The organism is Rhodococcus sp. WY5 (assembly GCF_018588185.1).
GTDB lineage: Bacteria > Actinomycetota > Actinomycetes > Mycobacteriales > Mycobacteriaceae > Rhodococcus_F > Rhodococcus_F qingshengii.
Map to the genome: position 1 here is coordinate 309824 of NZ_JAAMPR010000001.1, position 24816 is coordinate 334639.

22 protein-coding genes and 1 pseudogene are annotated in these 24816 nt (G+C 61.7%); 11 read left to right on the forward strand and 12 right to left on the reverse strand.

The window, feature by feature from the left end:
• Positions 1-786 (reverse strand): 2-keto-4-pentenoate hydratase, encoded by a 786-nt coding sequence (locus G4D79_RS01375; protein ID WP_003945480.1) that lies wholly within the window; start codon positions 784-786, stop codon positions 1-3.
• A gap of 3 nt (positions 787-789) precedes the next feature.
• Positions 790-2388, reverse strand: coding sequence for an FAD-binding protein (locus tag G4D79_RS01380; protein WP_099697062.1), 1599 nt, complete (start codon positions 2386-2388; stop codon positions 790-792).
• Positions 2389-2503: 115 nt separating this feature from the next.
• Between G4D79_RS01380 and kstD the strand changes: the two genes are divergently transcribed.
• The 3 genes from kstD (at position 2504) to G4D79_RS01395 (ending at position 6908) form a co-directional block, all read left to right on the forward strand.
• Complete coding sequence (gene kstD / locus G4D79_RS01385; RefSeq protein ID WP_007734077.1) at positions 2504-4228, forward strand: 3-oxosteroid 1-dehydrogenase; 1725 nt, start codon at positions 2504-2506, stop codon at positions 4226-4228.
• On the forward strand, positions 4218-5075 hold the full coding sequence (locus tag G4D79_RS01390) for a MaoC/PaaZ C-terminal domain-containing protein (protein WP_099697063.1): 858 nt from the start codon (positions 4218-4220) through the stop codon (positions 5073-5075). Before kstD ends, G4D79_RS01390 begins: the two co-directional genes overlap by 11 nt.
• A 69-nt stretch (positions 5076-5144) precedes the next feature.
• Complete coding sequence (locus tag G4D79_RS01395; RefSeq protein ID WP_099697064.1) at positions 5145-6908, forward strand: cholesterol oxidase substrate-binding domain-containing protein; 1764 nt, start codon at positions 5145-5147, stop codon at positions 6906-6908.
• 136 nt (positions 6909-7044) lie between these two features.
• On the opposite strand, the gene G4D79_RS01400 is transcribed toward G4D79_RS01395, so the two are convergent.
• Positions 7045-7281 carry a hypothetical protein gene (locus G4D79_RS01400; protein ID WP_143542656.1) on the reverse strand — a complete coding sequence of 79 codons (237 nt, stop codon included), beginning with the start codon at positions 7279-7281 and terminating at the stop codon, positions 7045-7047.
• Between the two features lie 484 nt (positions 7282-7765).
• On the opposite strand from G4D79_RS01400, the gene G4D79_RS01405 reads away from it, so the two are divergent.
• The 4 genes from G4D79_RS01405 (at position 7766) to G4D79_RS01420 (ending at position 11303) form a co-directional block, all read left to right on the forward strand.
• Positions 7766-8053, forward strand: coding sequence for a MerR family transcriptional regulator (locus tag G4D79_RS01405; protein ID WP_003945791.1), 288 nt, complete (start codon positions 7766-7768; stop codon positions 8051-8053).
• 133 nt (positions 8054-8186) lie between these two features.
• Positions 8187-9374 carry a serine hydrolase gene (locus G4D79_RS01410; protein WP_180279554.1) on the forward strand — a complete coding sequence of 396 codons (1188 nt, stop codon included), beginning with the start codon at positions 8187-8189 and terminating at the stop codon, positions 9372-9374.
• A gap of 188 nt (positions 9375-9562) precedes the next feature.
• Positions 9563-10372 carry a PE-PPE domain-containing protein gene (locus tag G4D79_RS01415; RefSeq protein WP_003945630.1) on the forward strand — a complete coding sequence of 270 codons (810 nt, stop codon included), beginning with the start codon at positions 9563-9565 and terminating at the stop codon, positions 10370-10372.
• A gap of 82 nt (positions 10373-10454) precedes the next feature.
• A complete protein-coding gene (locus tag G4D79_RS01420) occupies positions 10455-11303 on the forward strand; it encodes a sterol desaturase family protein (protein WP_020906136.1) in 849 nt (282 codons plus the stop codon).
• A gap of 18 nt (positions 11304-11321) precedes the next feature.
• On the opposite strand, the gene G4D79_RS01425 is transcribed toward G4D79_RS01420, so the two are convergent.
• Positions 11322-12629: an FtsX-like permease family protein gene (locus G4D79_RS01425; RefSeq protein WP_054188044.1), complete on the reverse strand. Its 1308-nt coding sequence runs from the start codon at positions 12627-12629 to the stop codon at positions 11322-11324.
• A complete protein-coding gene (locus G4D79_RS01430) occupies positions 12626-13318 on the reverse strand; it encodes an ABC transporter ATP-binding protein (protein ID WP_020906134.1) in 693 nt (230 codons plus the stop codon). Before G4D79_RS01430 ends, G4D79_RS01425 begins: the two co-directional genes overlap by 4 nt.
• Positions 13319-13446: 128 nt before the next feature.
• Between G4D79_RS01430 and G4D79_RS01435 the strand changes: the two genes are divergently transcribed.
• Complete coding sequence (locus tag G4D79_RS01435) at positions 13447-14196, forward strand: AraC family transcriptional regulator (protein ID WP_063315161.1); 750 nt, start codon at positions 13447-13449, stop codon at positions 14194-14196.
• 9 nt (positions 14197-14205) lie between these two features.
• Here G4D79_RS01435 and zapE read toward each other — a convergent pair whose 3' ends face one another.
• Positions 14206-15153 carry a cell division protein ZapE gene (zapE, locus tag G4D79_RS01440; RefSeq protein WP_063315040.1) on the reverse strand — a complete coding sequence of 316 codons (948 nt, stop codon included), beginning with the start codon at positions 15151-15153 and terminating at the stop codon, positions 14206-14208.
• A gap of 127 nt (positions 15154-15280) precedes the next feature.
• On the opposite strand from zapE, the gene G4D79_RS01445 reads away from it, so the two are divergent.
• On the forward strand, positions 15281-15847 hold the full coding sequence (locus tag G4D79_RS01445) for a TetR/AcrR family transcriptional regulator (protein WP_063315041.1): 567 nt from the start codon (positions 15281-15283) through the stop codon (positions 15845-15847).
• A gap of 10 nt (positions 15848-15857) precedes the next feature.
• Here G4D79_RS01445 and G4D79_RS01450 read toward each other — a convergent pair whose 3' ends face one another.
• Positions 15858-17018 (reverse strand): lipase family protein, encoded by a 1161-nt coding sequence (locus G4D79_RS01450; RefSeq protein ID WP_063315042.1) that lies wholly within the window; start codon positions 17016-17018, stop codon positions 15858-15860.
• Positions 17019-17227: 209 nt separating this feature from the next.
• Here G4D79_RS01450 and G4D79_RS01455 point away from each other — a divergent pair, with 209 nt between their 5' ends.
• Entirely contained in the window at positions 17228-18022 is a 795-nt protein-coding gene (locus G4D79_RS01455; protein WP_063315043.1) for a putative protein N(5)-glutamine methyltransferase, read from the forward strand.
• Here the strand turns inward: G4D79_RS01455 and G4D79_RS01460 are convergent.
• The 3 genes from G4D79_RS01460 to G4D79_RS01470 are packed head-to-tail and all read right to left on the reverse strand — an operon-like array spanning position 18013 to position 20426.
• Complete coding sequence (locus tag G4D79_RS01460) at positions 18013-18642, reverse strand: TetR/AcrR family transcriptional regulator (protein ID WP_003945703.1); 630 nt, start codon at positions 18640-18642, stop codon at positions 18013-18015. The genes G4D79_RS01455 and G4D79_RS01460 overlap by 10 nt on opposite strands.
• 30 nt (positions 18643-18672) lie before the next feature.
• Positions 18673-19473 carry an ABC transporter permease gene (locus G4D79_RS01465; protein WP_003945537.1) on the reverse strand — a complete coding sequence of 267 codons (801 nt, stop codon included), beginning with the start codon at positions 19471-19473 and terminating at the stop codon, positions 18673-18675.
• Positions 19470-20426, reverse strand: a complete 957-nt coding sequence (locus G4D79_RS01470; RefSeq protein WP_003945489.1) for a daunorubicin resistance protein DrrA family ABC transporter ATP-binding protein — start codon at positions 20424-20426, stop codon at positions 19470-19472. Before G4D79_RS01470 ends, G4D79_RS01465 begins: the two co-directional genes overlap by 4 nt.
• Before the next feature lie 440 nt (positions 20427-20866).
• Between G4D79_RS01470 and G4D79_RS01475 the strand changes: the two genes are divergently transcribed.
• Positions 20867-22429: a glycoside hydrolase family 71 protein gene (locus tag G4D79_RS01475; RefSeq protein WP_099697066.1), complete on the forward strand. Its 1563-nt coding sequence runs from the start codon at positions 20867-20869 to the stop codon at positions 22427-22429.
• 227 nt (positions 22430-22656) lie between these two features.
• Here G4D79_RS01475 and G4D79_RS01480 read toward each other — a convergent pair.
• Together G4D79_RS01480 and G4D79_RS01485 are read right to left on the reverse strand one after the other, a co-directional pair.
• Positions 22657-23883: pseudogene (locus G4D79_RS01480) on the reverse strand (MFS transporter); the annotation flags it as partial.
• Entirely contained in the window at positions 23880-24728 is an 849-nt protein-coding gene (locus tag G4D79_RS01485) for a mycofactocin-coupled SDR family oxidoreductase (RefSeq protein WP_003945658.1), read from the reverse strand. The pseudogene G4D79_RS01480 and the gene G4D79_RS01485, both read right to left, overlap by 4 nt.
• Positions 24729-24816: the final 88 nt, after the last annotated feature.

The following is a 24816-nucleotide window of genomic DNA, read 5'->3' on the forward strand; positions in this document are numbered from 1 at the left end:
CTACGTGAACTGAAGAGAGACGGAACCGAGGCCGCTGAACTCGGCTCGGAAGTTGTCGCCTGGATGAGCGTCGATCGCTCGCGTGCACGAACCCGGCAGAACGATGTCGCCGGCCTTGAGCCGAACTCCGAACGTGTCGACCTTCTGCGCCAACCACGCGACAGCGGTGACCGGGTTACCGAGAACCGCATCGCTGCGCCCCTCCGCAATCCGCTCCCCGTTGCAGGTCAGCACCGCGTCGATGGCCTTGATGTCGATGTCCGACGGGCGAACTCGTTCCTTGCCGAGGATGAACCCGGCGGAGGACGCGTTGTCCGCGATGGTGTCCGAGAGGCCGATCTTCCAGTCCTTGATCCGGCTGTCGATCAACTCGATGGACGGCGCATAGGCGACAGTAGCGTCGATGACGTCTTGTTCGGTGCACCCGGCGCCCGGCAGATCTGCTCCCAGAATGAAGGCGACCTCCACCTCGACGCGCGGGAAGCAGAAGCGCGACGTGTCGACCGGACGGTCCTCGAACTCTTCCATCTCGGCGAGCAGGTGACCGTAATCTGGCTCGTCGACGCCCATCATCTGCTGCATCGCCAGTGACGAGAGTCCGACCTTGTGTCCGACTACCTTTGCGCCACCGGCAACACGACGCCTGATGTTGATGAGCTGGATCTCGTAGGCGTCGACGACGTCGATGTCCGGATACGTGGCGATCAGCGGGCTGATCGGAGCGCGATCCCGTTCCGCCGAATCAAGATGGTCGGCAAGTTCGCCGCGGATCTGCGTCGAGAGCATCGTTCAGGCCTTTCCGACTGTAGAGAATGCGGCTGCGTGCTGACCGGCTCGTCGTCCGGAGAACACGCAGTCGGCGAGCGACAAGCCGCTCACATACGAGTTGGAACAGATACCGACCGCGGTACGGCCGGCGGCGTACAGACCAGGGATACCCTCCCCGGCCTCGTTTTTCACCATGCCGGACGATTCGTCGACCACCAATCCACCGAGCGTGAGCATCGGGCACGGATTCATCATGTTGGGCTTGATCGAGACGTCGTACATCGTGAACGGCGCAGACAGTATCGGCCTGACGAAGTCCGACGGTTTACCCATCGGATCAGGTTGTCCGGCAGCGGCAGCGGAGTTGTGCGCGTCGACGGTGGCTTGAAGGCCGGCGACGTCTATCCCCGCTTTGCGGGCGACCTCGGCAATGGTGTTGCCACGCACTGCAGTACGCATCATTCCGGTGGTCTGCACCCGCTGGAACCACATCGACTGGTCACCTATCTGCGATTTCGCTTCGCGAACGAGTTCGGAATCTGCCAGCAGCCAACCGATTCCGCTGCTCTTCTCCGCCATCGCCTGACCGAGAGCGGCACCGTAACGGGACTCGTCGACGATTCGCGCACCGGATTCACCCACCAAAATGGAACCGAGAAAAGCACTCGGCGGGACGATGAATCGCCAGGCGGACACATTGCCGAGCTTGTCGGTGGCTCCCCCGGCTTCGATACCGAGGTTGATGCCTTTGCCGTCGTCCCCGGACGTGCCGAGCGGGATACCGCCCTTGTAGGCGGGGGCATGGGTGCGCATCATCTCGCGATTGGACACGAAGCCGCCGGCGCTCAGGATCACGCCGCCGCGCGCCTGGATGCGAATCCGCTTGGCGTGCTTCTTCTCGATCTTCGCGATGAGTGCGTCGAGAATCGTGCGCAACTGCGGCGCGTAGACGCCGGGCTTGGAGGACAGGGAGCCGAGCGTCGCGTGACGGCGACGAACTCCGGCAGGTGCGTCACGCAGCGTCAGTGCTTCGACGCCGATCACCCGGCCGTCCTCGATGATCAGCCGGTCCGCTCGCGTCTGGCCGAGCAACTGGACGCCCTTCGCCTCCGCGGACTTCGCGAGCGGGCCGTACAGCATCTTTCCCGACGTGCCACGCCCCTTGGCGCGATGACCACGCGGAGCAGGTTTTGCGATGTCACGGAACCCGCCGGCCGATTCGCTACCCGACAAGTAGAGGTAGTGCTTGTTGCTCGGGTACGACGTCTTGTACGGACAGAGTGAGGCCTCGAACGGCACGCCGTGACTGCGCAGCCAGTCGATCGACGCCGGGCTCTCGTCGACGAACCGGCGCAGAGTCTGCGGCGTCACCGCGTCACCGACCTCGCGGTTCAGGTAGGCGAGCATGGCTTCGGGACTGTCCTCGACACCGGCTTCCTTTTGAATCACGGTGCCGCCGCCGGCGTAGTAGATTCCTCCGGAAATCGTGCTGGCACCACCACCGAGTGCTCGGTCGATTGCCAAAACCGACGAACCGGCCGCTACAGCTTCGAGCGCCGCACTGGCGCCCGCCACACCGAACCCGACCACAAGGACGTCAACCGAAGTATCCCAGGTCACACCGCACCATCCTCAATCTCACTGCAACGTGTTTCGTTATCAATGACAACGTCCGGAAATACTTCCTGGCAGAAAGCATGGACTGACACCCCCAACATTCTATAACGTGTTCTACATGAGCAAGCAGGAATACGACATCGTCGTCGTCGGCAGTGGTGCCGCAGGTATGACAGCGGCCTTGACCGCAGCCCACCAGGGCTTGAGTGTGGTCATCGTGGAGAAAGCCGCCCACTACGGCGGATCGACCGCCCGTTCCGGTGGTGGGGTCTGGATCCCCAACAACGAGGCACTTCAAGCGGACGGTGTCACCGATACACCGGAGGCCGCACGTTCCTACCTGCACAGCATCATCGGCGACGTTGTCGCTCCCGAACGCATCGACACCTATCTCGAGCGCGGTCCCGAGATGCTCTCGTTCGTGTTGAAGAACAGCCCGCTCGAGCTGCAGTGGGTTCCCGGCTACTCCGACTACTACCCGGAAGCACCCGGCGGACGCCTCGGTGGCCGCAGTGTCGAGCCCACCCCGTTCGACGGCAACAAGTTGGGCGCCGACCGCAAGAACCTCGAGCCCGACTACGTCAAGGCCCCCAAGAACTTCGTCATCACCCAGGCCGACTACAAGTGGCTCAACCTGCTGATGCGCAATCCTCGCGGACCCCTGCGCGCCATGAAGGTCGGCATGCGATTCCTCGCAGCGAAGGCCACCAAGAAGGATCTGCTGGTTCGCGGCCAGGCACTGGTCGCCGGTATTCGACTCGGACTTCAGTCCGCCGGAGTACCCATCCTGCTGAACACCCCGCTGACCTCCCTGTACACCGAAGACGGCGCAGTTCGCGGCGTCAACGTCATCGTCGACGGCGAGGAGCAGGTCATCCGCGCTCGCCACGGAGTCGTGTTGGGATCCGGCGGATTCGAGCACAACAAGGAAATGCGTGAGAAGTACCAGCGCGCACCTATCGGCACCGAATGGACCGTCGGCGCGAAGGCAAACACCGGCGACGGTATCCGCGCAGGCCAAGAAGTGGGCGCTGCAGTCGATTTCATGGACGACGCCTGGTGGGGCCCGTCCATTCCGCTGACCGGCGGACCGTGGTTCGCTCTCTCCGAGCGCACCCTCCCGGGCTGCATGATGGTCAACATGTCGGGCAAGCGCTTCGGCAACGAGGCGGCTCCGTACGTCGAGGCGACCCATGCGATGTACGGCGGTGAGTACGGTCAGGGCGAGGGCCCCGGCGAGAACATCCCGACGTGGATGATTCTCGATCAGCGCTACCGCAACCGTTACACGTTTGCCGGTATCACTCCCCGCTCCCCCTTCCCCGGCCGCTGGCTCAAGGCCGGCATCGTGGTCAAGGCGGGAACCATCGCCGAATTGGCCGAGAAGACAGGGCTTCCCGTCGCATCGCTGACCGAAACCGTCGACCGGTTCAACGGCTTCGCACGCAACGGCAAGGACGAGGACTTCGGACGCGGTGACAGTGGTTACGACGCGTACTACGGCGATCCCCGACTGAAGAACCCCAGCCTCGCCGAAATCAGCAAGGCTCCGTTCTACGCCATCAAGATGGTTCCGGGTGACCTCGGCACCAAGGGCGGAATCTGCACCGACGTCAACGGCCGAGCATTACGCGAAGACGGAAGCGTCATCGACGGCCTCTACGCGGCTGGCAACGCGAGCGCTCCGGTCATGGGCCACACCTACGCCGGACCAGGCGCGACCATCGGTCCCGCAATGACTTTCGGTTACTTGGCCGTACTCGACATCGTCGAGCGTGCGAAGAAGGCCGAGACAACCGAAGCACCTGCAGCTGAAAAGACGGCGGTCGACCATGCCAATTGATCCGAAGATCGCACTCGGCGCCGAGCTTGCGCCACAAGAGTTCTCGTGGACCCCGTCGGACGTGCAGCACTACCACTTGGCATTGGGGGCAGGTGCTCGTCCGCTTGATCCGAACGAGCTTCGATACCTCGACGACGAAAAGCCTCAGGTACTACCCACCTTTGCCACCGTCGCCGCCAACTTCCACGCCACCGAAGCACCGAAGGTGTCGTTCCCCGGCGTCGAAATCGATCTGGCGAAGGTAGTCCACGGAAGCCAGGAAGTGACTGTCCATCAGCCGATCCCGGCAAGTGGAAGTGGCCGCACCACAACTCGAATCGCCGAGATCTGGGACAAGGGCAAGGCCGCGGTGATCGTGCAGGAATCCGTCACGGTTGACGCCGAGGGCAACCCGCTGTGGACAGCTCGCTCGTCCATTTTCGCCCGCGGCGAGGGTGGTTTCGGGGGTGAACGTGGTCCGTCGGAGTCGATTACGCTTCCGGATCGCGAAGCAGATGAGACAGTGGTGACGCCTGTGCTTCCACAGCAGGCTTTGCTGTACCGGATGTGTGGTGATCGGAATCCGTTGCACTCGGATCCGCAATTCGCCTCCGCGGCAGGCTTTCCAGCGCCTATCCTGCATGGACTGTGTACTTACGGAATGGTCTGCAAGACCGCAGTGGATACCATGCTCGACGGCGACAGCAGTCGGGTAGCCGGATTTCGGGCCCGCTTTGCCGGGGTCGTATTTCCCGGCGAGAACTTGAGTATCCAGATCTGGAAAGACGATGGGCGACTCCTGATCTCAGCTTCTGTACTGGAGCGCGAAGCTCCTGCCCTGGCTGACGTAGTTCTCACTCTTGTCTGATACCAACCTGTCTGATACCCACCTGTTAGAACTCACCGTAGTTCTCGAACCCGATGGAGTAGCCCGAAGATGACGGCACAAGACGAAAAGTTCCGACTGTCCCGACGAGGTTTCATGGCCGCTGGAGCCGGCGCCGTGGCAGCGACCGCATTCGCCGGCTGGACGCCGGCCTACGCCGTCCCCGCCGGCTCTTCCGGCTCCGCGGGTGGTCCCGTGTCCACCCTCACACCGCCGCCTGCCTTCCCCGAAGGCATCGCGCTGTACCAGCAGGCATATCAGAACTGGTCCAAAGAGATCATGCTCGACGCGATCTGGACCTGTTCGCCCAAGACGCCCGAAGACGTAGTCCGCCTCGCGAACTGGGGCCATGCCAACGGCTACACCATTCGTCCCCGCGGTGCCATGCACGGCTGGACGCCGCTGACCATCGTCAACGGTGCGCCGGTCGACAAGGTCATCCTCGCCGACACCACGGTCCACCTCACCGGAGTCTCCGTCAACGCCGGTGGCAGCCCAGCCACCGTCACCGCAGGACCCGGCGCGACCCTCGACGCCATCACCACCGCACTGCAGGCACAGGGCCTCGGGTTCGCGAACCTGCCGGCGCCCGGTGTGTTGACCATCGCCGGCTGCCTCGCCGTCGACGCTCACGGCGCAGCGCTCCCCGCCGAAGGCGAAGCACACGTTCCCGGACAGACTTTCGGCTCACTCTCCAACCTCGTCACCTCCCTGACCGCAGTGGTCTGGAACGGCAGCGAGTACGCACTGAAGACGTACGCGCGTAGCGACGCGGCGATCAAGCCGCTGCTGACTCACCTCGGACGCACCTTCCTCACCTCCGTCACCTTGCAGGCCGCCCCCAACTACCGCATGCGCTGCGTCAGCCACACCGACATCGGTTGGCAGGAACTCTTCGGCGCCCGCGGAGCGTCCGGACGCACGTTCGAGAAGTTCGTCCGCGAAAACGGTCGCGCAGAAGCAATCTGGTACCCCTTCACCGAACGCCCGTGGATGAAGGTGTGGTCACTTGCCCCCACCAAGCCGCCGTTCTCGCGTGAGGTGACCGGACCGTACAACTACATCTTCTCCGACAACCTCCCGGAGCCGGTCACCGACATGATCGGCCAGATCAACTCCGGAAACCCGGGCATCGCACCGGCATTCGGGCAGATCATGTACGCCACCACCGTTGCCGGACTCGCCGCGACGTTCTCCAACGACCTGTGGGGATGGTCCAAGGACGTCCAGTTCTACATCCGGGCCACTACCCTGCGCCTGACCGAGGGCGGCGGAGCCGTCATCACCTCTCGCGCCAACATCGGCCAGGTCATCCACGACTTCACCCAGTGGTTCAACGGCCGCATGGAGTACTACCGCTCCATCGGACAGTTCCCCCTCAACGGCCCCGTCGAAATCCGTTGCTGCGGCCTCGATCAACCGTCCGAGGTCGAGGTCGACTCGGCAGGCGCCCCCACCATCTCGGCCATGCGCCCGCGCCCCGACCATCCGGAATGGGACACCGCCATCTGGCTCAACGTCCTCGGCGTCCCCGGAACCCCCGGAATGTTCGCGTTCTACCGCGAAATGGAACAGTGGATGCGTAATCACTACAACAACAACGACGCCACCTTCCGCCCCGAGTGGTCCAAGGGCTGGGCGTTCGGCCCCGACAAGCCGTACACCGACACCCCGATCATCACCCAGGGCCTCCCCCAGACCTACCGCGAGGGCGTTCCCTCGAGCGACAACTGGGACACCGCCAACGCCGCATTCAACGCGTTGGATCCGCACAAGGTCTTCAGCAACACCTTCCTGGACCAGTTGCTGCCTTGAGGTTCAAGTACTGAGCGCACACTCTGACAACTCGACGGTCGTCGCCACTCCCCTTACTTTCGGGAGTGCGGCGGCCGTCGTGCGTTGCAGTGAGCGGGATGAAGGAGTCCCCCCGCATCCCGACGAGGCAGCTGCCTCAATCGCGATCAGGATGGATCGCCTCGTGCATACTTTCCACTGCCCTGGCGTGAGTTGAGAGCTCGGACCGAGCCGACCGAATCGTGGCGCTGTCGCTGCGTGCCCCCGGCTCGGACGACGACGAGTCCTCTCCGGGGTTCGGCGCGCCACCAGCTGGATGCTCGGAGGAGCCGGTGCGCTCTTCCCTCTCCGCGCGGGCGCGCAACAACGACTCGGACTTCGGGGTACTTCGCATCGGAGCATTGTCCCAGATCCATCTCCTATGACTCACATTGAGCGCTCTCACCCCCGGCGACCAGGCCGTTCCTGAATATCAACACCTAGAATGTTCGCAACAAAATATCTACAGTGGTCAGGGTAGACATTCTCGCGAGGCTGTTGTATCTTTTTTCTCGTAGCAAGGAACGCGTCAAGAGATGCGGGAGAGATGAACTACCCGCAAGCAGTACCGCAGGGCAGGGACGTGCCGGGGCCGAATTCGTGTGTGAGTGTGTAGTCGGACCCGGCACCCCCCTTCAAAGCGGCTACCGGATGTCTTGTGCGAGTCCGGAAGTTCGAAAGAATGCAGTTATGTAAGTAAGTTCAACCCCATCCGGCCCCCGGCGCTCCTCGCGCCGGGGGCCCCGTCCGTTCAGCGAAAGAAGCGAGCCATTCCGGCAGATACACCACCGGGGGACCCCTCCGGCAGATTCGACGACGAGAACTATCCTGCGTACAGCATGGGACATGCGGCCGAGATCCTCGGTGTCAGGCAAGCTTTCCTTCGTAGCCTCGATGCCGCGAAACTGCTTACCCCACAACGCTCTGAGGGCGGACATCGCCGCTACTCCCGCTACCAGCTGCGCATCGCAGCCCGCGCGCACGAACTCGTAGCCAACGGCACGGCGCTCGACGCGGCTTGCCGCATCATCATCCTCGAAGACCAACTCACCGAAGCCCGTCGCATCAACGCCGAGCTTCAGCAAGCGCAGGACCTGCGAGAGGAACCGGACGCGGCACCCGAATGAGGACTGCACTGGAACAGCAGTTGCGCCTATACGGTCGATCTGACCCCTCCTCCTTCCAACTGCGGTAAATTCGGCCAATTGGGACATTGCTCGGCGTCGGTTGCTCGATTTCCACATCGAAGGGATCGCAGGCATGACTTCCTCCCACCACCGCGCTCGGGTGCGGCTGTCTGCTCTGTCGATCGCCTTGACCGTTGCCATTGCAACCGCTGCGTGCAGTTCCGACGATGACTCCGCAACAAACACGGGCAGCGCCTCTCCCAGCACCTCGAGCAGTCGGGAATCCACCGAGATCACGGACATCGTCCGCCGCCAAGTGGCCGACTTGGGCCTCAGTGCCGCTGTGTTCGGGGTGTGGCGAGGCGACGACGAGATTGCTCTCGGCGCCGTCGGAGAGTCCCCTGTCGGAGTTCTGGCGACAACCGACATGCAGTTGCGCGTCGGCCAACCGATGGAACCGATGCTCTCGACAGTCCTGCTGCAACTCGACGAAGAGGGAACGCTTCCCCTCGATCAACCGATCGCGAAGTGGGAACCGAACTTTCCACGCGCAGACACCATCACTCCGCGAATGCTGGCCAACAGCACGTCGGGCATCTCCGACTACGTGACCGATCCACAGTTCCTCAAACTCTTCACGGACAACCCGATGAAGGGCTGGACTTCTCGAGAGATCCTGGATCTTGCCAACTCCCGCTCGCCGTTGTTCGAACCCGGCACCAGTTGGGCGTACGCGCACAGCGACCTGACGCTGCTCGGCGACGTCATGGAGAAAGCGACCGGAAAACCGCTGGGCGAACTACTTCAGCAGCGCGTCTTCGATCTACTCGGGATGGACCACAGCAGCGTTGTACTCACGTCGCAGATGGACGAACCGATCCTGCACGGTTACACCAATGAACGTGGAGTATTCGAAGACTCCACTTTCTGGAATCCGACGGCGTTCCTGCACAGCGGAAACATGAACGCGCCTGTCGCCGACGTCGGAAAGTGGGTGCGCGCGCTGGGAACGGGAGAGTTACTCTCCGACAAGGCTTTCGAGCAGCAGATGGCGCCGACGACTGCGGGCTTGGGAAGTATGACGGCGGACAAGTTCTTTTCCTTCGGGACCGGGCACCTCGACGGCTGGCTGGTGATGAACCCGTCGTACGGCGGTTACAACGGTCTCGCGCTCTACTACCCCGATTCGAAGACGACGATCGTCGTCTACGCCACACTCGGGCCGACAACCAACGCGGACCTCAACAACGCCGTGTCGATGGGGAAGGAGATCGGAACCCTCCTCGAGCCGGATCACCCGCCGCAGGTACCGACGCCGTGACGCCCCACACACGCTGGTCGTAAACAGCGCCGGTCGGCAACTTCCTGTTTACGCACGGATTACCTCCAGGACTTATCGCCCCATCACCATTCTCTTCAGTACCGAACGAAACGCGTCGGACCGCGGGTTGTCTCGCCAGTGAACGAGAACGTAGATAGATGGGGACAGGCCCGATGAGGAAATACGCGATGTCAGTGGCATGCACGGTTGCAGTCACAGCGGGGGTGACTCTTGTGATGTCGGTACCTGCCGGAGCGGACCCGAATGACGGTGGGTCGTGCCCGGCCGGTGCGGTATTCGCGGTCGGCGGAACGTGGGATCCGACGGGACAAACGACGCAACCCGTCACCGACCGCTACGTCGCCCAGGGTTACGCCTCCAAGCCGGTGACCTACCCCGCCAGCTTCTGGCCGCTCGGCGAACAGACGTACGACCAGAGCGTTGCCGCCGGCGCCCAGACGCTTCGCACCGAAGTCAACGCTTTCCACGCTCAGTGCCCGGGCAGCGAGATCGTCGTCACCGGATACTCACAGGGAGCACGGATTGCCGGCGACGTTCTCGGTGACATCGCACGTGACGGATCCATTCCCCAATCGCAAGTCGAAGGCGTCCTCTACGCCGACCCTCGCAACTCGGCCGGGGGCATCGAAACCGTAGTGCCCAATGTCGTTCCGGGAGCGACGATGTCCGGAGCACGCGGCGGATTCGGAGACATCGCAGTGCAGGAAGTCTGCATCGAGGGTGACGGCATCTGCAACATGCCCAAGCCGCGTGATGCGCCCGAGGTGTTCGTGGATTCGGTCTTCGGCTACTTCACGAAGCACAACACCTACACGCCGATGATGTCCGAGCCCGCTCCGCCTGCTCCCCCGGCGCTGCCGCAGACACCGTCGGTGCCACTGCAACCGGCTGACGTCGCCACTGCGATCGTGACACGGGTCGTCGAGAACATCACTCCGTATCTGAGCGCTGCACTCGCCACCGTGCTGACGAAGTAACGCGACACCGCTTGTTCGGCTGACTGAAAGTCGACCGATTCGTACAAGTCGAGAGCAACCGCTATCAAGCACCATCGATCACATGCTCACCTTCATCGTCAGATACGGGTACGTCCCGTTCATGCTCTTGGGAATCAACGGAGCCGCAATCGCGCTCGCGGCATCCGGCGCGCCGAAATGGTCACTGGTGGCATTGATTCTCTTCGCAGTGGCCTGCTCTTTCGCGGCCGAACGGGCGCTTCCCTACGAATCTTCGTGGAATGCCCCGGGACCGGACAGGTTTCGCGACGCTGTCCATGCGTTTGTCAACGAATCCCTCATCTTGGTCAGCGTCGCGGTAATCCCGTTGATGGCCGCGGTGATTCCGTTCGACGGGCTGTGGCCGAGCGGTCTTCCGTTTGTCCTTCAGGTCGTCTTCGCAGTGTTGGTTGCCGATTTCGGCATCACCGTGGTGCATTTGATCAGCCACAAGGTTGGATGGTTGTGGCGTTTCCACGCGGTTCATCACAGCCTCGAACGGTTCTACGGTATGAACGGACTGATGAAGCACCCCGTGCATCAGACTTTCGAAACCGCCGGTGGCGTCCTGCCACTGATCCTCCTCGGGATGCCCGTTCCAGTTGCCTCGGCGCTCGCGGTTTGTGTCGCTGTCCAACTCCTGCTTCAGCATTCGAATGCCGACTACCGCATCGGCCCCCTGCGTCCGATACTCGCCCTCAACGCCGGCCACCGATTCCATCACCTGAAGTGGGCGGGAATCGGTGACGTCAATTTCGGTTTGTTCACTCTGATCTGGGATCACCTGTTCCGCACTTATTCTTTCGATCCGGAAAAGCGCTTCAGCAGTGACGATCTCGGAATGGCGGCCAAGCCCGACTACCCGGACGACTACCTCGGCCAGTTGGCCGAACCGTTCCGGAGACAGAACTGACGGACGAGGGGCGGAGATTCAGCCCGCGAGTACCCGTCGCATGACGGGCTTGGCTGCAAACGCACTGGCCAACACCAACGCGATCCCCACAGCCAGGGTGACGCCCAACTGAACCAGCGCCATCGGAGTGGTCAATACGGCTGCCCCTGCCAGTGGGAAGAGGAACAGCAGTGCAGCGCCGGCACCGGCCAGTGCCATCACCACCACGGGAGTGCGAACGTGCCGCATGCGGGCGCTGTCCATCACCTCGACAGGTGTACCGGCCAGAGTCAGACTCCGATACAGCTCACGGTTGTCGAGGATCCCGGATACCTGGGTGAGCGCAGACGAGATTGCCGCCAACGTGAATGTTGCTCCGAGAGTGAACAACACCCCGGTTCTCATGTCCGCGAACAGGAACTCCTGCCCTGGCTGCAAATCCTGCCCTTCCCCGTTGCCTATCGCGGCGAGGAGAGATGTGCCTGCGGCAACAAAGCTGGCCATCGTCACACCGCTGACCGTGCGCCACACAGCCTTCGGATTGTCCAAGACCCGACGCGCCGCAATCAGCGAAGCACCGTCTTTGGCGCATTTGAGCATGATCCGTCCAAGCAGCGAAATGACGAACGGACCGACCAACGCAACAACGCCGAAGCAGAGACCAAGGCCCACCAGGATTGCCGCGATGCTTGCCGCGGAGCCCCCGAATGCACTCCATCCCACAAGAACCCCCACCCCAGCCACCGCGAAGATCATCTTCGGTGCGGCGCTGGGATTGCCCGCCGTGACGCCCAACGGGCTCACGAACACCTGGCGCATCCCGAGCATCGACGTCAAAGCAGCCAGGATGGTCATTCCGAATACGATGCCCACCAGCGGAAGTGCGCCTACCCAAAGCTCACTCCACTCGAATGTCCGACCTTGAAATCTCAAGAGAGCTACGAGCGGCAACGCGAGGAGGTATCCCACCACACCGATCAACGCACCGGCCAAGCCCTGGATACCCGATTCCGCAGCGCACAGCGCAACGATCTGGCGAGGGGTGGATCCGATGAGTCGCAGCGAGGCAAGTCGTTCGTCGCGACGGCGCGCGCCCAAGCGGGCCGCCGCCAGGCCGAGAGTGACGGCTGGAACGATCATCAACACCGAAGCAACCCCTGCGAGTGCTAGGTACGCCTCGGCTTCGGGTTCGCTCGATCTGCCCGCAAATGCACCGTAGCCGCCGAGCACCGTCAGCAACAACGTCGTCGAGGCGGCAAAGGCCGTTACGGGAAGCGCGAAGGTACTCAGGGCCTTTCGGCCTTCACCTCGCACCGTCATCAATGCAACGCGCGCTGTGGCCTTCATGCCGCCACCTGTGTCCCGACGAGCGAACCGGCCTGCATCATCATCGTGCGATCACACCACCGAGCGACTTCGGCATCGTGAGTGACGACGACCAACGCAGAACCGATCTGTTGAGCCGAATCACGCAACACCCTCATCACTTCCCAACTCGTCTGCGCGTCGAGGGCACCGGTCGGCTCGTCTGCGAAGAGAACGGCGGGTTTGGTCACCAACGCTCGCGCAATCGCCACACGTTGCGACTGCCCACCCGACATCTGACCCGGGCGACGGTCCTGCAGCCCGTCCAGTCCCAATGGCGCAAAGAAGCCGTGCGCCGTCCGCTTGGCTTCGGCGATGGACAACCCGTTGAGCACCAAGGGCAAAGCGACGTTCTCGATCGCCGGAAGCTCCGGCAACAGTTGGCCCGATTGAAAAACGAATCCGTACGACTCGCGTCGGAGGCGGCTGCGGTCGTTCTCACCGAGGTTCTCGATATGCCTGCCGCTCAGCAGGATTGCTCCCGAGTCGGGCTTGACGATTCCTGACATGCAATGCAGCAGAGTCGACTTGCCCGACCCTGAAGGACCCATGATGGCCGTAGCAGTACCGGCGCGCACTTCCAGCGATACACCTCGGAGCACTGGAACGTCGCCGTACGACTTGCCCAGCGCGTGGACCGACAGGACTGCGGGTGCTTGTGCGTTGTTCATGATTCCACCTTCTCGTGAACCCCCTCGCCAGCACATCGGCCCAGCGCACGATCTTCGAACCGAGTGCGGTCCTACCGGAGGATGACCGGACCCCGAGCTCTGTCAGGGTCGTCACTATGATTTCCGACATGACCTGGTCCGGCGCCGTCCACATGGAGCCCGGAATTCTCATGTTCACCGGCGCAGTGGGATCCGCGCACATGCATTCGCATGCCGCTGTTCAGATCATGATCGTCGACGACGGGGACGTCACGGTCACGGACGGGGACGGCCACAGTGAAGTCGTGCGGTCCGTGGTCATTCCATCCGGGGCGGTCCACGCGTTATCCGCCTCCGAGGGTGCGCGGGGACGAGCGATCTACGTGGACTCCACCACGGGGATGGGCCGGCGCATCAGGCCGCCTGTATCCGAGCACGGTGGTGTGGCCGACTGGTCGGACCGTGGGCGGACCGCAGTAGCGATGACGGACCGTGGCGCTGATTCGGATCTGGAATACGCAGCGAGGCTGATCGATTCACTGTCCGAAAGTAGACAGCCGTCGAGCGTACGCGCTCTTCACCCTGCACTCGAGCATGCTCTGACGATACTGCCCGAGCGACTTTCGGGGCCGATAACGATGACGGACACCGCCGCGCTGGTCTCCATCTCGCCCGGCCGATTGGGAAGAATCTTCAACGATCAACTGCAGATGAGTTTTTCGACCTACATTCGTTGGTTGCGGCTACGACGCGCCATGGAAGTGATGAGCGGTGGCGCAAGCCTGACAACCAGTGCCCACGAGGCCGGCTTCACCGACAGCGCCCATCTCAACCGGATCTGCCACAGCATGTTCGGACTCACGCCCAGCGCCGCGACCGGCGATCTCACCTGGAATTGACGCTGCTCCTCAACTGATGCTGCCCACCGCCGACCTCGCCAGTAGCGACAGACGACTGTAGAGGCGCGCCAACCCCGGCACGTCCCGGAGGCTGCCTGCCACTTCTTCGACGTAAGCGTCGGCGTAGATCGTCAGCCGCGCATCGACGTCATAGAGAACATCGACGACATTCGCGAAACGGCGAAGGGCAAATTCCGACGCCTCGGCGAGCACCGGCACTCCGAAGATCACCCAGTCGTCGAAGCGGGCGGCGAGCGCGAGATAATCGGCAGCCGCGGTCGAACCAGCGCACAGCACCTCGAAATCGAACCAGACGACACCGTCTCGAATCGCCGAGCACTCCAATGTGCGTGTGCCTATCGTCAATTCGACACTTTCGCCCGAAGGCCGCGTAATTCCCGAGCCGACGAGGAATTCCCCTGTCGCAAAACGGTAGTCCCCGGCACCTGGCTGTCCCGCCGTCCGATAGTCGACGGAGCCACCCAACTCGATCACCTCGAGAGTCCGTTCGATCAACTCGATCGACGGAACGAACTGCTCGTGAAAAAGCGGATTGGGAAGAAGATCGGTCGGCGGAACATTGGACGTGACGACAACAGTCACGCCTTTCGCGACGATTGTGTCGAGAACCCTTGCCATGAACATGGCGTCGGCGACGTCGTCGATGTGGAACTCGTCGAAACAGAGCACGCGGATTCCATCGACGACGTGATCCAGTGCCACGCCCATCGAGCCGAGTTCATGCGCCCGAGAGTGCAGATCTGCAAAGAACCGATGAAAGTGAATGCGCCGCTTGCCGACCGGGAGCCTGTCGTAGAACTCGTCCATGAGCATCGTCTTCCCGCGGCCGACGCTACCCCAGAGATAGATCCCACCCCCGACCTCACCGCCCGAGATCCGGGCCTGCAGTGCGTCGAGGGCTTCGCGTGCCGCCAACTGCTCTTCGTCCAGTAGCATAAGACTCCTCTACGTCTGTAGAGTCGAGGCTAGTGATCGAAGGCAAATCGAGTCAATGTGACCCTCACGACGCACCATCTGCAACATTCAACTCCGGCAGCATGCAACATCGACAACAAGGAACGACATGAAGCCTGATCGCAGAGCCCTCATCGCGGCATCCGCCGTCACGATCATCGCCGAGCAGGGCCCGCGTGCACTCACCCATCGGGCGGTTGATCAGTCCCTGGAACTTCCTGCCGGTTCGACGTCGTACTATTTCCGCACTCGCGAGGCACTACTCGAAGCAACCGCATTGCACATCGTGCACCGGTCACGTTCGATATTCGACGAACTCCGCGAGAGGCCCAGCGATCCTGCTGCCCTGACGGCCGAGTATCTCGATGATCTTCTCTCGCACCGCAGACACGAATTGATCGCGAGATATGCACTGCTCTTGGAAACTCCCCGAGATTCGGCATTGCACCAACTCCTCGAAGACAGCCTGTTTTCACGGGAGAAGGCAAGGCCTGTCTTCGACATCGTTGGCGTTGACGATCCTGACGTCGCCGCCGCAAATTTTCTGAGCCTTCTGGAGGGCTTGATCTTCGACTACTGCCTCGGAGCGCGTAGCCGAGATCCCCGCTCCTCCGAAACCGTTCGGCAACTTCGGATCCCGATCGACATCTATCTGCGCGGAGTTGGTTCCGCCTGAAAGGTGTTGGTCAGCAGAGGCTTCCGGTGCATGGCCGTTGACCAGAGAACAGTGCCGCGACAAACGGGGTACTGTCTGGAACCGAAGCCGGAACGGTTCCCAGATGATCAGTGGGATAGGTATGGAATGCAAAGTCGACACCGTTGGCAGTAAGGTCGGCCGCGAACTTCAGTGTCAGCGGTGCCGGAACATCGATGTCCGACAACCCCTGACCGATGAAGAACGGGCGGTCGTATCCTGCGGTCGGCACAGTGAGCAGGTCACGCGCAGCCTCCATGAATACTGGATTGTCCAGCGACTTCGTCAGCACCTGCCCGAGCGTGACGGTGCCGTACTTCGTGCGCGCCTCGGTGTAGCACATGTTGTTCTCGACGTCGTCGAGGATGGTCTTGCCGAGCGGGGTCAGATACGAGTCGATGTCGATATCCGGCCGCGAAGCACGCAGTCCATCAAGAACGTTCGCGATGTAGACCGTCGAACCCTTGAGCGGAAGCGCCGGGAAAGCCGGACCACCGAGCGGTAGAAGATTCTCGATGTTCGAGGGGACACCAGTGGCGACAGCGCCGCGGTAGTCCAACTCCGGCGCGTAAGCAGTGGCAAGCGAAGCGGTGAACATAGTCGCCTGCCCGCCCTGCGACTGCCCCATCGCAACCCATGCGCTCGACAGGTCGTCGTCGACCGCACGAGCGGCACGCACCATGTCCACAACGCTGTGTGCAGCGGAACGACCGTCGAGATACGGGTGAACACCGGGTGTTCCGAGCCCCACGTAGTCGGTGGTCACGACCGCGTATCCCTGCTCCAGCCAGTGACCCAGATGCGTCGCGGTCCGTTCGAGTGGAACACTGCTGCTCGGCGCACACTGATCCGCGACACCCACCGTCCCGTGCGCGTAGGAGATGATCGGCCAACCACCCTCGGGCGGAGCTCCCTCTGGGCGATACACCACACCGGTACTCGTCATCGGCGCATCCTTCGGGCCCGTCGACCAGTACGTCACCTTCGTTGCGCTCACGGCACCCGGGATCACCCGGTCGGGACCGAGCAACTCCTGACTCACGACAGCACCCGGAGCATCGTTCGGTTCCGCTCCGGCCGGCGCCGCAACTGTCAACGCCACCAACGCACTCGCACTCAGTCCGACGAGCGTCCTACACAGTCGCTTACTCACGTACTTCTCCTACCGATTGCGGTGACGATGCATATGTGGTGATCGGCCCCACATCAGCTGATCGAGTTCAGACCATAGAACAGCCTTACCATTTGGTCAACCTAAATTCCCGCTCCGCATCGACCGTCGTGACACGCCTGCTCGGGTAGGGTGGCGGTGTTCGATACGTGCAGGTCCCCCGCGAGATCAGGAGGCCGAAAGGCTCTCTCATGTCAGCACCTGATCTCCCGACCTTCCCTGCTTCGCAGCAGAAGTCGGTGGCCGCGATCCTCCGAGCAGCAGGTTGCGTCTTCGCCGAAGACGAGGCTCGCCTACTTCTTCACACCGCACGCTCTCGCGATGAACTCGACGCGATGGTCGACCGACGAGTTGCCGGCGAACCACTCGAGCCCGTCCTCGGATGGGCCGAGTTCTGCGGCTTGCGCATTCACATCGACTCCGGAGTCTTCGTCCCACGCCGGCGCACCGAGTTCCTCGCCCGGCAGGCCTGCTCACTTGTCACCACAGGAAGCGTCGTCGTCGACATGTGTTGCGGCTCAGGAGCTGTCGGTGCTGTCCTGCAGTCGACGCTCGACGCCGTCGATTTGTACGCGGTAGACGTGGAACCGGCCGCAGTGCGGTGCGCTCGCCGAAACATCACACCGCCCGAGCGTGTACTCGAGGGCGATTTATTCGGACCACTGCCGACGAAATTACTCGGTCGCGTGGATGTCGTCGTCGCCAATGCACCTTACGTCCCCACCGAATCGATCAGGCTGATGCCGCCCGAAGCCCGTCTTCACGAACCGCTGGTCTCGTTGGACGGCGGTACCGACGGACTGGACCTGCAGCGTCGCATCATCGCGGACGCCGCGCCGTGGCTACGACCTGGTGGCTGTCTTCTCGTCGAGACGAGTACGGAGCAGGTCGAAATGACTGTTGAAACATTCACTCGGGGAGGGTTTCTCACTCGGGTAGCAACCTACAGCGAGACCGCGTCGACCGTGGTGATCGGTCAGCGTTGAAGGCGATCGGATCCTGGCGTGGACCACTCCCGAGCGCGGGCGGCAAAGCCGTCGACAAAAAGCCCGAACGCGCGATCGACGCGGGCCCGGTCCCCGGTGGCCAGAAGATCCATCGACAGACCCCGCATTTGCGAGAGCAACAGAGTAGCGACAGAGGCAACATCGTCCTCGGGGCAACCCGCTTGTCGTAGACCGGCTTCCAGTGCCTCGATCCAATCGCCCACAAAACGGTCCAGGAACCGCCCGTAGCGGTCGCGGTCGCCGAGCGCGAGGGCGTAGATCTCGACCATCACCCGGAACCGCGGCAGGACCTCCGGCGTCGTACGTTCGGTCCACCACGCAGTCAGCACTGTCGCCGGATCGACCCCCGGTTTCATCGGCACCGCAATCGGAATGGACTCACCACGCATGTTCTCGATGACCTCGGAGAGCAGATTCTCCTTGCTATCGAAATGGTTGAGCAACGACGCATGCGACACACCCACGGCCTTGGCGAGCTGCCTCACCGTCAATTCCCCGACACCGTTGTCGATGACGTAGCGGGTCAGCGCGTCGAGCAACTCCTCACGTCGCCCGGCGTATCTCAGGCTGCGTTTGTCGATGCGTTCGGGCTCCGGCACATATCCACCCTACCGGCCGGAATCACCAGGTCAGCGGCTGACTGCCTTCTGATACCGACGAATAGCGAACGGCACGAAGACGATCAGCAAACCGAAAGTCCACAACAACGACGCGATGACCGGATTCTGCAGCGGCCACGCATCCGGAACCGTCATCGCAGGATTGGTATTGCCGAACAATTCACGCACCGCCTGAGTAACCGCCGACACCGGATTCCATTCGGCGATCACTTTGAGCGGGCCGGGAAGATTGGTGGTCTCGACAAAAGTGTTCGCGATGAACGACAGCGGAAAGATGACGATGAAGCTCGCGTTGTTGAATACCTCCGGTGTCCGGATCCAAAGCCCGACAACAGCCATGACCCACGACAACGCGTACGCGAAGAACAGAAGCAGCGCATAACCCGCCACCGCTTCGAGGAAACTGGAGTGAATCCGCCACCCGACCAGAAGACCGGTCAACGACATGACCACCAAACTGATGACGTTGATCAACACGTCACTCGATGTTCGGCCGGTCAGCACGGCAGACGGAGCCATGGGCAGCGATCGAAATCTGTCGATGATTCCTTTCTGAATGTCTTCGACCATCCCCAAACCAGTCCAGGTAGCACCGAATATGACCGTCTGCGTGAAGATTCCGGCGATCAGGAATTCTCGATACGACGTGCCCGGGACCGAGATCGCACTGCCGAACACATACGCGAACAAGAGCACGAACATGATCGGCGACAAAGTGGTGAACACCAACAGGTCCGGAACGCGCTTGATCTTGATCAAGTTTCGCCTGGCGATGGTCAAACCGTCTTCGAGCGCCATCTGCACGGTCATTTCTGATCCTCCAGTTCAGCCTGGTGCCCGGTCAGTGTGAGGAAGACATCGTCGAGAGTGGGCCGGCGCAGGCCGACGTCGAATACGCGGATGCCTCGTGCCGACAGAAGATTCAGCGCCGCGACCAACGCGTCGGTGCCGTCGTCGACAGGAACGGTGACGCGACGGACATTCTCTTGAACCTGAATGTCCCCCACGGCAAGCGAGCGCAATTCCTCGCGGACGATGTCGAGATGCTCGACCTCGTGCACACTCAGTTCAATGCGCTCACCCCCGACCCGCGCCTTCAACTGATCTGCAGTACCGCGCGCGATGACCGAGCCGCGGTCGATGACGGCGATCTGGTCGGCCAACCTCTCGGCTTCCTCCATGTATTGCGTCGTGAGCAACAGCGTGGTCCCCTGAGCCACCAACCCTTCGATGACGTCCCAGAGACCGAGTCGCGCCCGAGGATCGAGGCCGGTGGTCGGCTCGTCGAGAAACAACACCTGTGGCCGAGCAACCAATGCGCCGGCGAGATCCAGACGTCGCCGCATTCCACCGGAATAGCCCTTGACCGGCCGATCTCCAGCCTCGACGAGATCGAACTGCTCGAGCAATTCACGCGCTCGGGCCTTACTGCTTCGGGCGCCGAGGTGATACAGCCGCCCGACCATGTCCAGATTCTCGTAGCCCGTCAGGTACTCGTCGACCGCGGCGTACTGACCCGAAGCACCGATCTTGGATCGCAACGCCCGCGCATCCTCGACCACGTCCAGCCCGGCAACCTTGGCGCGTCCACCGTCGGGAATGAGCAGCGTCGTGAATATCCTTACCGCAGTGGTTTTTCCGGCGCCGTTGGGGCCCAACAGAGCCATCACCGAACCCTCGCGCACTTCCAGGTCGATGCCGTCCAATGCCGTGACGTCGCCGTACTTCTTGACCAGCCCCTCGGCCACAATCGCTTCGGTCATGAGCCCTCCCGCATCGGTAATCCGTCGGTAGTCCGTTCCCCAGTGTGACCCAGGAGGCCGACACATTCCAGGAAATTTCGTCAGTTGCCCGGCTGCAATCACCTCCCTGGTTTCGCCGGTGCCTTTCGGCCACGAGGTACGGAACAGACCACACGTCCCAGTCCTGTCCAATACAGCCGATAAATTTCACCGACCTTTCGACGGATATATACAGGAAAGAAAAACCCGAAATTCTTGAACAAAGACCGCTTTCAGGTATTCATGATGAACGCGGCAGCGTTACACTCGTACAGCAAGTGACACTCGGGCCGGTGACAGTTGACTTATGGTGTCGAATCTCGAATTACAAATCAGACAGAGGCCGAAAAGAATTGAATCACCGATTCAGTGCACGCGGGGAAGACTCACACTTCGGGGGATCGAGAAAGGCTGACTGTGCCATGAGTATCAGAACTCGATACATCCGAACTCCGTGGATCCGAAAAACGGCGAAATATTCCTTCGAGACCATCTGCTTCACCCTGGCCGTGATTGTCGCGGCCGCACTGATCGCCGCGTACAACACACAACCACGCTCCGCGTCGACGTACACGCCGGCCTCGTTCTCGGCGAATCCTGAATCTGCAGCGCTGCCCTTCGACATTCCACCCAAGTCGGCACTGAACGGAAAGTTGGTTTTCGCTCACTACTTCCCGCCCTATCCGGTTTCGATCGACAATGCGAATCCGTCTGGCGATTACTATGCGACACAATATCTTACGGTCAACGGCGAGAACAACAAACACGTTCGCTACGGAGGATTCCTCCGCGATCGGCCGACACCGCGGCAACCCATCGCCGATACGCAGTGGCGCCAACGCGACCTCGAAAACGAAGTTCGTTCGGCAATCGCCGCGGGCATCGACGGATTCTCCGTCGACATCATCGCCAAGGCAACCGACACCAGTTGGTGGGGTTCCACCGTGCCCACCGCCCTGATCAAAGCGGCCGCAGCAGTCGATCCGAATTTCAAGATCATGCTCATGCCTGATATGAACGGCGCGTTCAAAAACATGACCGCAGCTCAAATGGCAGCAGAGATGAAACCGTATTCGACCATGGCATCATCGTTCAAATTGAACGACGGACGACTAGTGATCTCGCCATTTCTTGCCGAAAACAAGACTGCGGGCTGGTGGTCGGAGTTCATCACTATTATGAAAAATTCTTACGGAATAAATGTGGCATTTGTTCCGGTTTTCCTCGACGCAGCAGCCAACCGGAATTCTTTTGCATCGATCAGCTACGGGATGTCGAATTGGGGTAACCGCAATCCGGCAGGAAATCCGCTCTCGGGATCGAACCCGAACTCTCCGATGGGACTTGCCGCTGCCGCTCACTCCTTGGGAAAGATATGGATGCAACCAGTCGCCTTCCAAGATGTTCGTCCGAGTCAGTCGATCTACGACGAGGCACAGAATTCACAAAATCTGCAGAACATGTGGCAGATTGCGATTGCGTCCAACAGCGAATGGGTACAGCTCGTCACCTGGAACGACTACAGCGAGGGAACGTCGTTCGCACCCAGCGCCGGCCATGGGCGCGCGTTACTCGACATGAGTTCCTACGGGTTGTACAGCTTCCGCACCGGCGCCTCACCCGCGATTGTTCGCGACACCGCGTATCTCGTCTACCGCAATCAGTCGGTCTCCGCGGTCCCCGTCAATCGCTCTGCTGCCCCTATGACACTGCGCCAATGGTCATCCCCCGCTCGCGATACCGTCGAGGTTCTCACCTTCCTGACCGCTCCCGCAGTCGTCAAAGTGACTGTTGGAACCACGATCACCACCTGCAATGCCCCGGCCGGGATGAGCAGCTGCATCGCCCCGTTGAAAGTAGGTTCCATCAAGGCCTCTGTCGTTCGCGGCACTACCGAGGTGTCTCGGGTGAGTTCGCACGCGGCGGTAACGGCCACACCGTACAACCAGAATCTCGAGTACCTGGTCGATTCCAGTCGGAGATAACGGTGACGACGAAGATCGGTTTCGGCTGCAATTGGTAGCTCGGGCCGCGAGACCGCCCCCGTCCGCTCCACCTTCACTGCCAACGTCACCGCGGCGGCCAGTGCTGATACGCCCGCTCCGATCCAGTACAAAACCGCGAACGAATGCAGTGTCGGCACAGTGCTCGCACCGATCACCACCGTCGAACCGGCCAATACCGCAGCCGCAACAGCGCTTCCGGTGGAGGTACCGACCGAGCGGAGCAAGCTGTTGAATCCGTTGGCCGACGCAGTCTGACGGATCGGTGCCGATTCGGTGATCAGCGTCGGCATGGCTGCCAGGGAAAATGCAACACCGGCGGACACCACGGCAGCGCCGATCACGATATTGACCAGCGTCGGCGTCAACAGCACACGCAAGACGTATCCGATTGCGATGACGATCGCTCCTGAGGCCAACGTGGCCTTCGCTCCCCATCGCCTCGTCACCTTCGACGACACCGGCGCCAATCCGATCATCAGAACTCCGCCCGGCATCATCGCCAGTCCGGCTTCGGCGGCTGAGAGTCCGAGACCGTCCGCCGACGCGACGGGCGACTGAAGTTCCTGAGTTGCCGCCAACGCGCTGATGAACATGGCAAACCCGAGCAAGACTGCGCAGACGTTCGAGACCAAAATCGGAGCACGAAGGGAAGTCCGCAGGTCGACCAGCGGTGCCGGCGTGTGCAATTCCCACGGAATCCATCCACAGAGCAAGACCACGCCGGACGCGATCAGAACCAGAACCTCGGGGCTTGCCCAGCCCCATTCGGTTCCTTTCGAAACGGCCAGCAGCAGTGCAGTCATAGCGAGTGTGAGGACCGTGGCCCCCAGAAAGTCGAAGCGTCCGCGACTCTTCACATCCGATTCCGGCACCACCAGAGGCAAGACGACTATCAGTACGACCCCGAATCCACCAGTGACCCAGAAAAGCGCGGGTAGTCCCCAGTGCGCCGAGATCACCCCAGCCATCGGCATTCCGAACATGCCGCCGATCCCCAACGTCGCACTCATGAGAGCTACTGCACCACTGAGCTTTTCCGGAGGAAGGACATCTCGCATGATGCTGATTCCGACGGGCAGAAGTGCCGTAGCGAACCCCTGCAACGAGCGCCCGAGGATCAGTAACCAGAAACTCTGGCTGAGCGCAGCAACCATGCAGCCGACGATCATCACGGCAAGGCAGACGAGCATCATCGCGCGCTTTCCGAACATGTCGGCGAGTCTGCCGATGAGAGGGGTCGCGACGGCACCGGTCAGCAATGTCGAGGTCACCAGCCACGAAGCGGTGGCCGACGATACTCCCGATGCCGTCGCGAACTCGGGCAGCACCGGCACCACCAAGGTCTGTTGCAGCGCGACCACCACGCCGCTCAGACTCAGGACGCCGACGACCCACCCGGTCCGCGCTTTCGCGCGAACGGTCTTGTCCGTCAAGCGTTCGAGCGAGCGGCGACTCCGGCGTCGACAGGAACCACGATGCCACTCATGTGGGCACTCGCGTCGGCGGCGAGGAACAGGACTACTCGCGTGATCTCGAAGGGATCCAGCCAACCGACCGGCTGCGCATGCAGAGTCGCGTACACGGGTTCGACGTCGTCTGCCGTCGGCGATTCGAGGTCAGGCCGCATCATCGCGTACATCATGTCGTTGTGAATCATCGGCGTCGAGATGTTGCCCGGTGCAATAGCATTCACGGTCACACCCGAGTTTGCCAGTTCGAGCGACACACTCTTCGTCAAACCGATGACGCCCCACTTGGAGGCGCCGTACGCAGCCATCTGGGTGCCACCGGAGCGACCCATCATCGAGGAAATCGTGATGATGCGACCGTAACCACGTTCCGCCATTCCACCTGACACGGCCGCAACGGTGTTGAACACACCGGTCAGGTTCGACGAGATGACTTCGTTCCACTGCGCCGACGTCATCGACGTGATCGGAGCGGGCACGGACACACCGGCATTCGCGACGGCGATGTCGACACGGCCGAACTCGGCTTCAGCGCGGGCAACGAGCGCGTCCATTGCGTCGCGATCAGCAGTGTCTGCCTTGACGGCAATGCACCGACGACCGGTGGCTTCCACCAAACGAACGGTTTCCTTCAGATCCTCCTCGTTTGCGAGGGGGTAGGCGACGACATCACTGTTCTCGCACCGGTCGCAGATCACGATGTCCGCGCCACGCTCCGCGAATGCGACAGCGTGGGCGCGCCCCTGACCGCGTGCGGCGCCGGTGATCAGTGCAACTTTTCCTTCGAAGCTGCCTTCGAGGCTGTTCATGCCGTCTCCTAGTTCGTCGTATGCAAGCGTGCGCTGTACTGCATGCGTACTCCGAACCCGCCCGAAAGAAACAGTCGATCCCGGACAG

What these genes read in the sequence shown, in the direction of transcription:
- G4D79_RS01375 (WP_003945480.1), bottom strand. Translation starts at nt 786, where the DNA reads ATGCTCTCGACGCAGATCCGCGGCGAACTTGCCGACCATCTTGATTCG.
- kstD (WP_007734077.1), top strand. Translation starts at nt 2,504, where the DNA reads ATGAGCAAGCAGGAATACGACATCGTCGTCGTCGGCAGTGGTGCCGCA.
- G4D79_RS01390 (WP_099697063.1), top strand. Translation starts at nt 4,218, where the DNA reads ATGCCAATTGATCCGAAGATCGCACTCGGCGCCGAGCTTGCGCCACAA.
- G4D79_RS01395 (WP_099697064.1), top strand. Translation starts at nt 5,145, where the DNA reads ATGACGGCACAAGACGAAAAGTTCCGACTGTCCCGACGAGGTTTCATG.
- G4D79_RS01400 (WP_143542656.1), bottom strand. Translation starts at nt 7,281, where the DNA reads ATGCGAAGTACCCCGAAGTCCGAGTCGTTGTTGCGCGCCCGCGCGGAG.
- G4D79_RS01405 (WP_003945791.1), top strand. Translation starts at nt 7,766, where the DNA reads ATGGGACATGCGGCCGAGATCCTCGGTGTCAGGCAAGCTTTCCTTCGT.
- G4D79_RS01410 (WP_180279554.1), top strand. Translation starts at nt 8,187, where the DNA reads ATGACTTCCTCCCACCACCGCGCTCGGGTGCGGCTGTCTGCTCTGTCG.
- G4D79_RS01415 (WP_003945630.1), top strand. Translation starts at nt 9,563, where the DNA reads ATGTCAGTGGCATGCACGGTTGCAGTCACAGCGGGGGTGACTCTTGTG.
- G4D79_RS01420 (WP_020906136.1), top strand. Translation starts at nt 10,455, where the DNA reads ATGCTCACCTTCATCGTCAGATACGGGTACGTCCCGTTCATGCTCTTG.
- G4D79_RS01425 (WP_054188044.1), bottom strand. Translation starts at nt 12,629, where the DNA reads ATGAAGGCCACAGCGCGCGTTGCATTGATGACGGTGCGAGGTGAAGGC.
- G4D79_RS01430 (WP_020906134.1), bottom strand. Translation starts at nt 13,318, where the DNA reads ATGAACAACGCACAAGCACCCGCAGTCCTGTCGGTCCACGCGCTGGGC.
- G4D79_RS01435 (WP_063315161.1), top strand. Translation starts at nt 13,447, where the DNA reads ATGACCTGGTCCGGCGCCGTCCACATGGAGCCCGGAATTCTCATGTTC.
- zapE (WP_063315040.1), bottom strand. Translation starts at nt 15,153, where the DNA reads ATGCTACTGGACGAAGAGCAGTTGGCGGCACGCGAAGCCCTCGACGCA.
- G4D79_RS01445 (WP_063315041.1), top strand. Translation starts at nt 15,281, where the DNA reads ATGAAGCCTGATCGCAGAGCCCTCATCGCGGCATCCGCCGTCACGATC.
- G4D79_RS01455 (WP_063315043.1), top strand. Translation starts at nt 17,228, where the DNA reads ATGTCAGCACCTGATCTCCCGACCTTCCCTGCTTCGCAGCAGAAGTCG.
- G4D79_RS01465 (WP_003945537.1), bottom strand. Translation starts at nt 19,473, where the DNA reads ATGACCGTGCAGATGGCGCTCGAAGACGGTTTGACCATCGCCAGGCGA.
- G4D79_RS01470 (WP_003945489.1), bottom strand. Translation starts at nt 20,426, where the DNA reads ATGACCGAAGCGATTGTGGCCGAGGGGCTGGTCAAGAAGTACGGCGAC.
- G4D79_RS01475 (WP_099697066.1), top strand. Translation starts at nt 20,867, where the DNA reads ATGAGTATCAGAACTCGATACATCCGAACTCCGTGGATCCGAAAAACG.
- G4D79_RS01485 (WP_003945658.1), bottom strand. Translation starts at nt 24,728, where the DNA reads ATGAACAGCCTCGAAGGCAGCTTCGAAGGAAAAGTTGCACTGATCACC.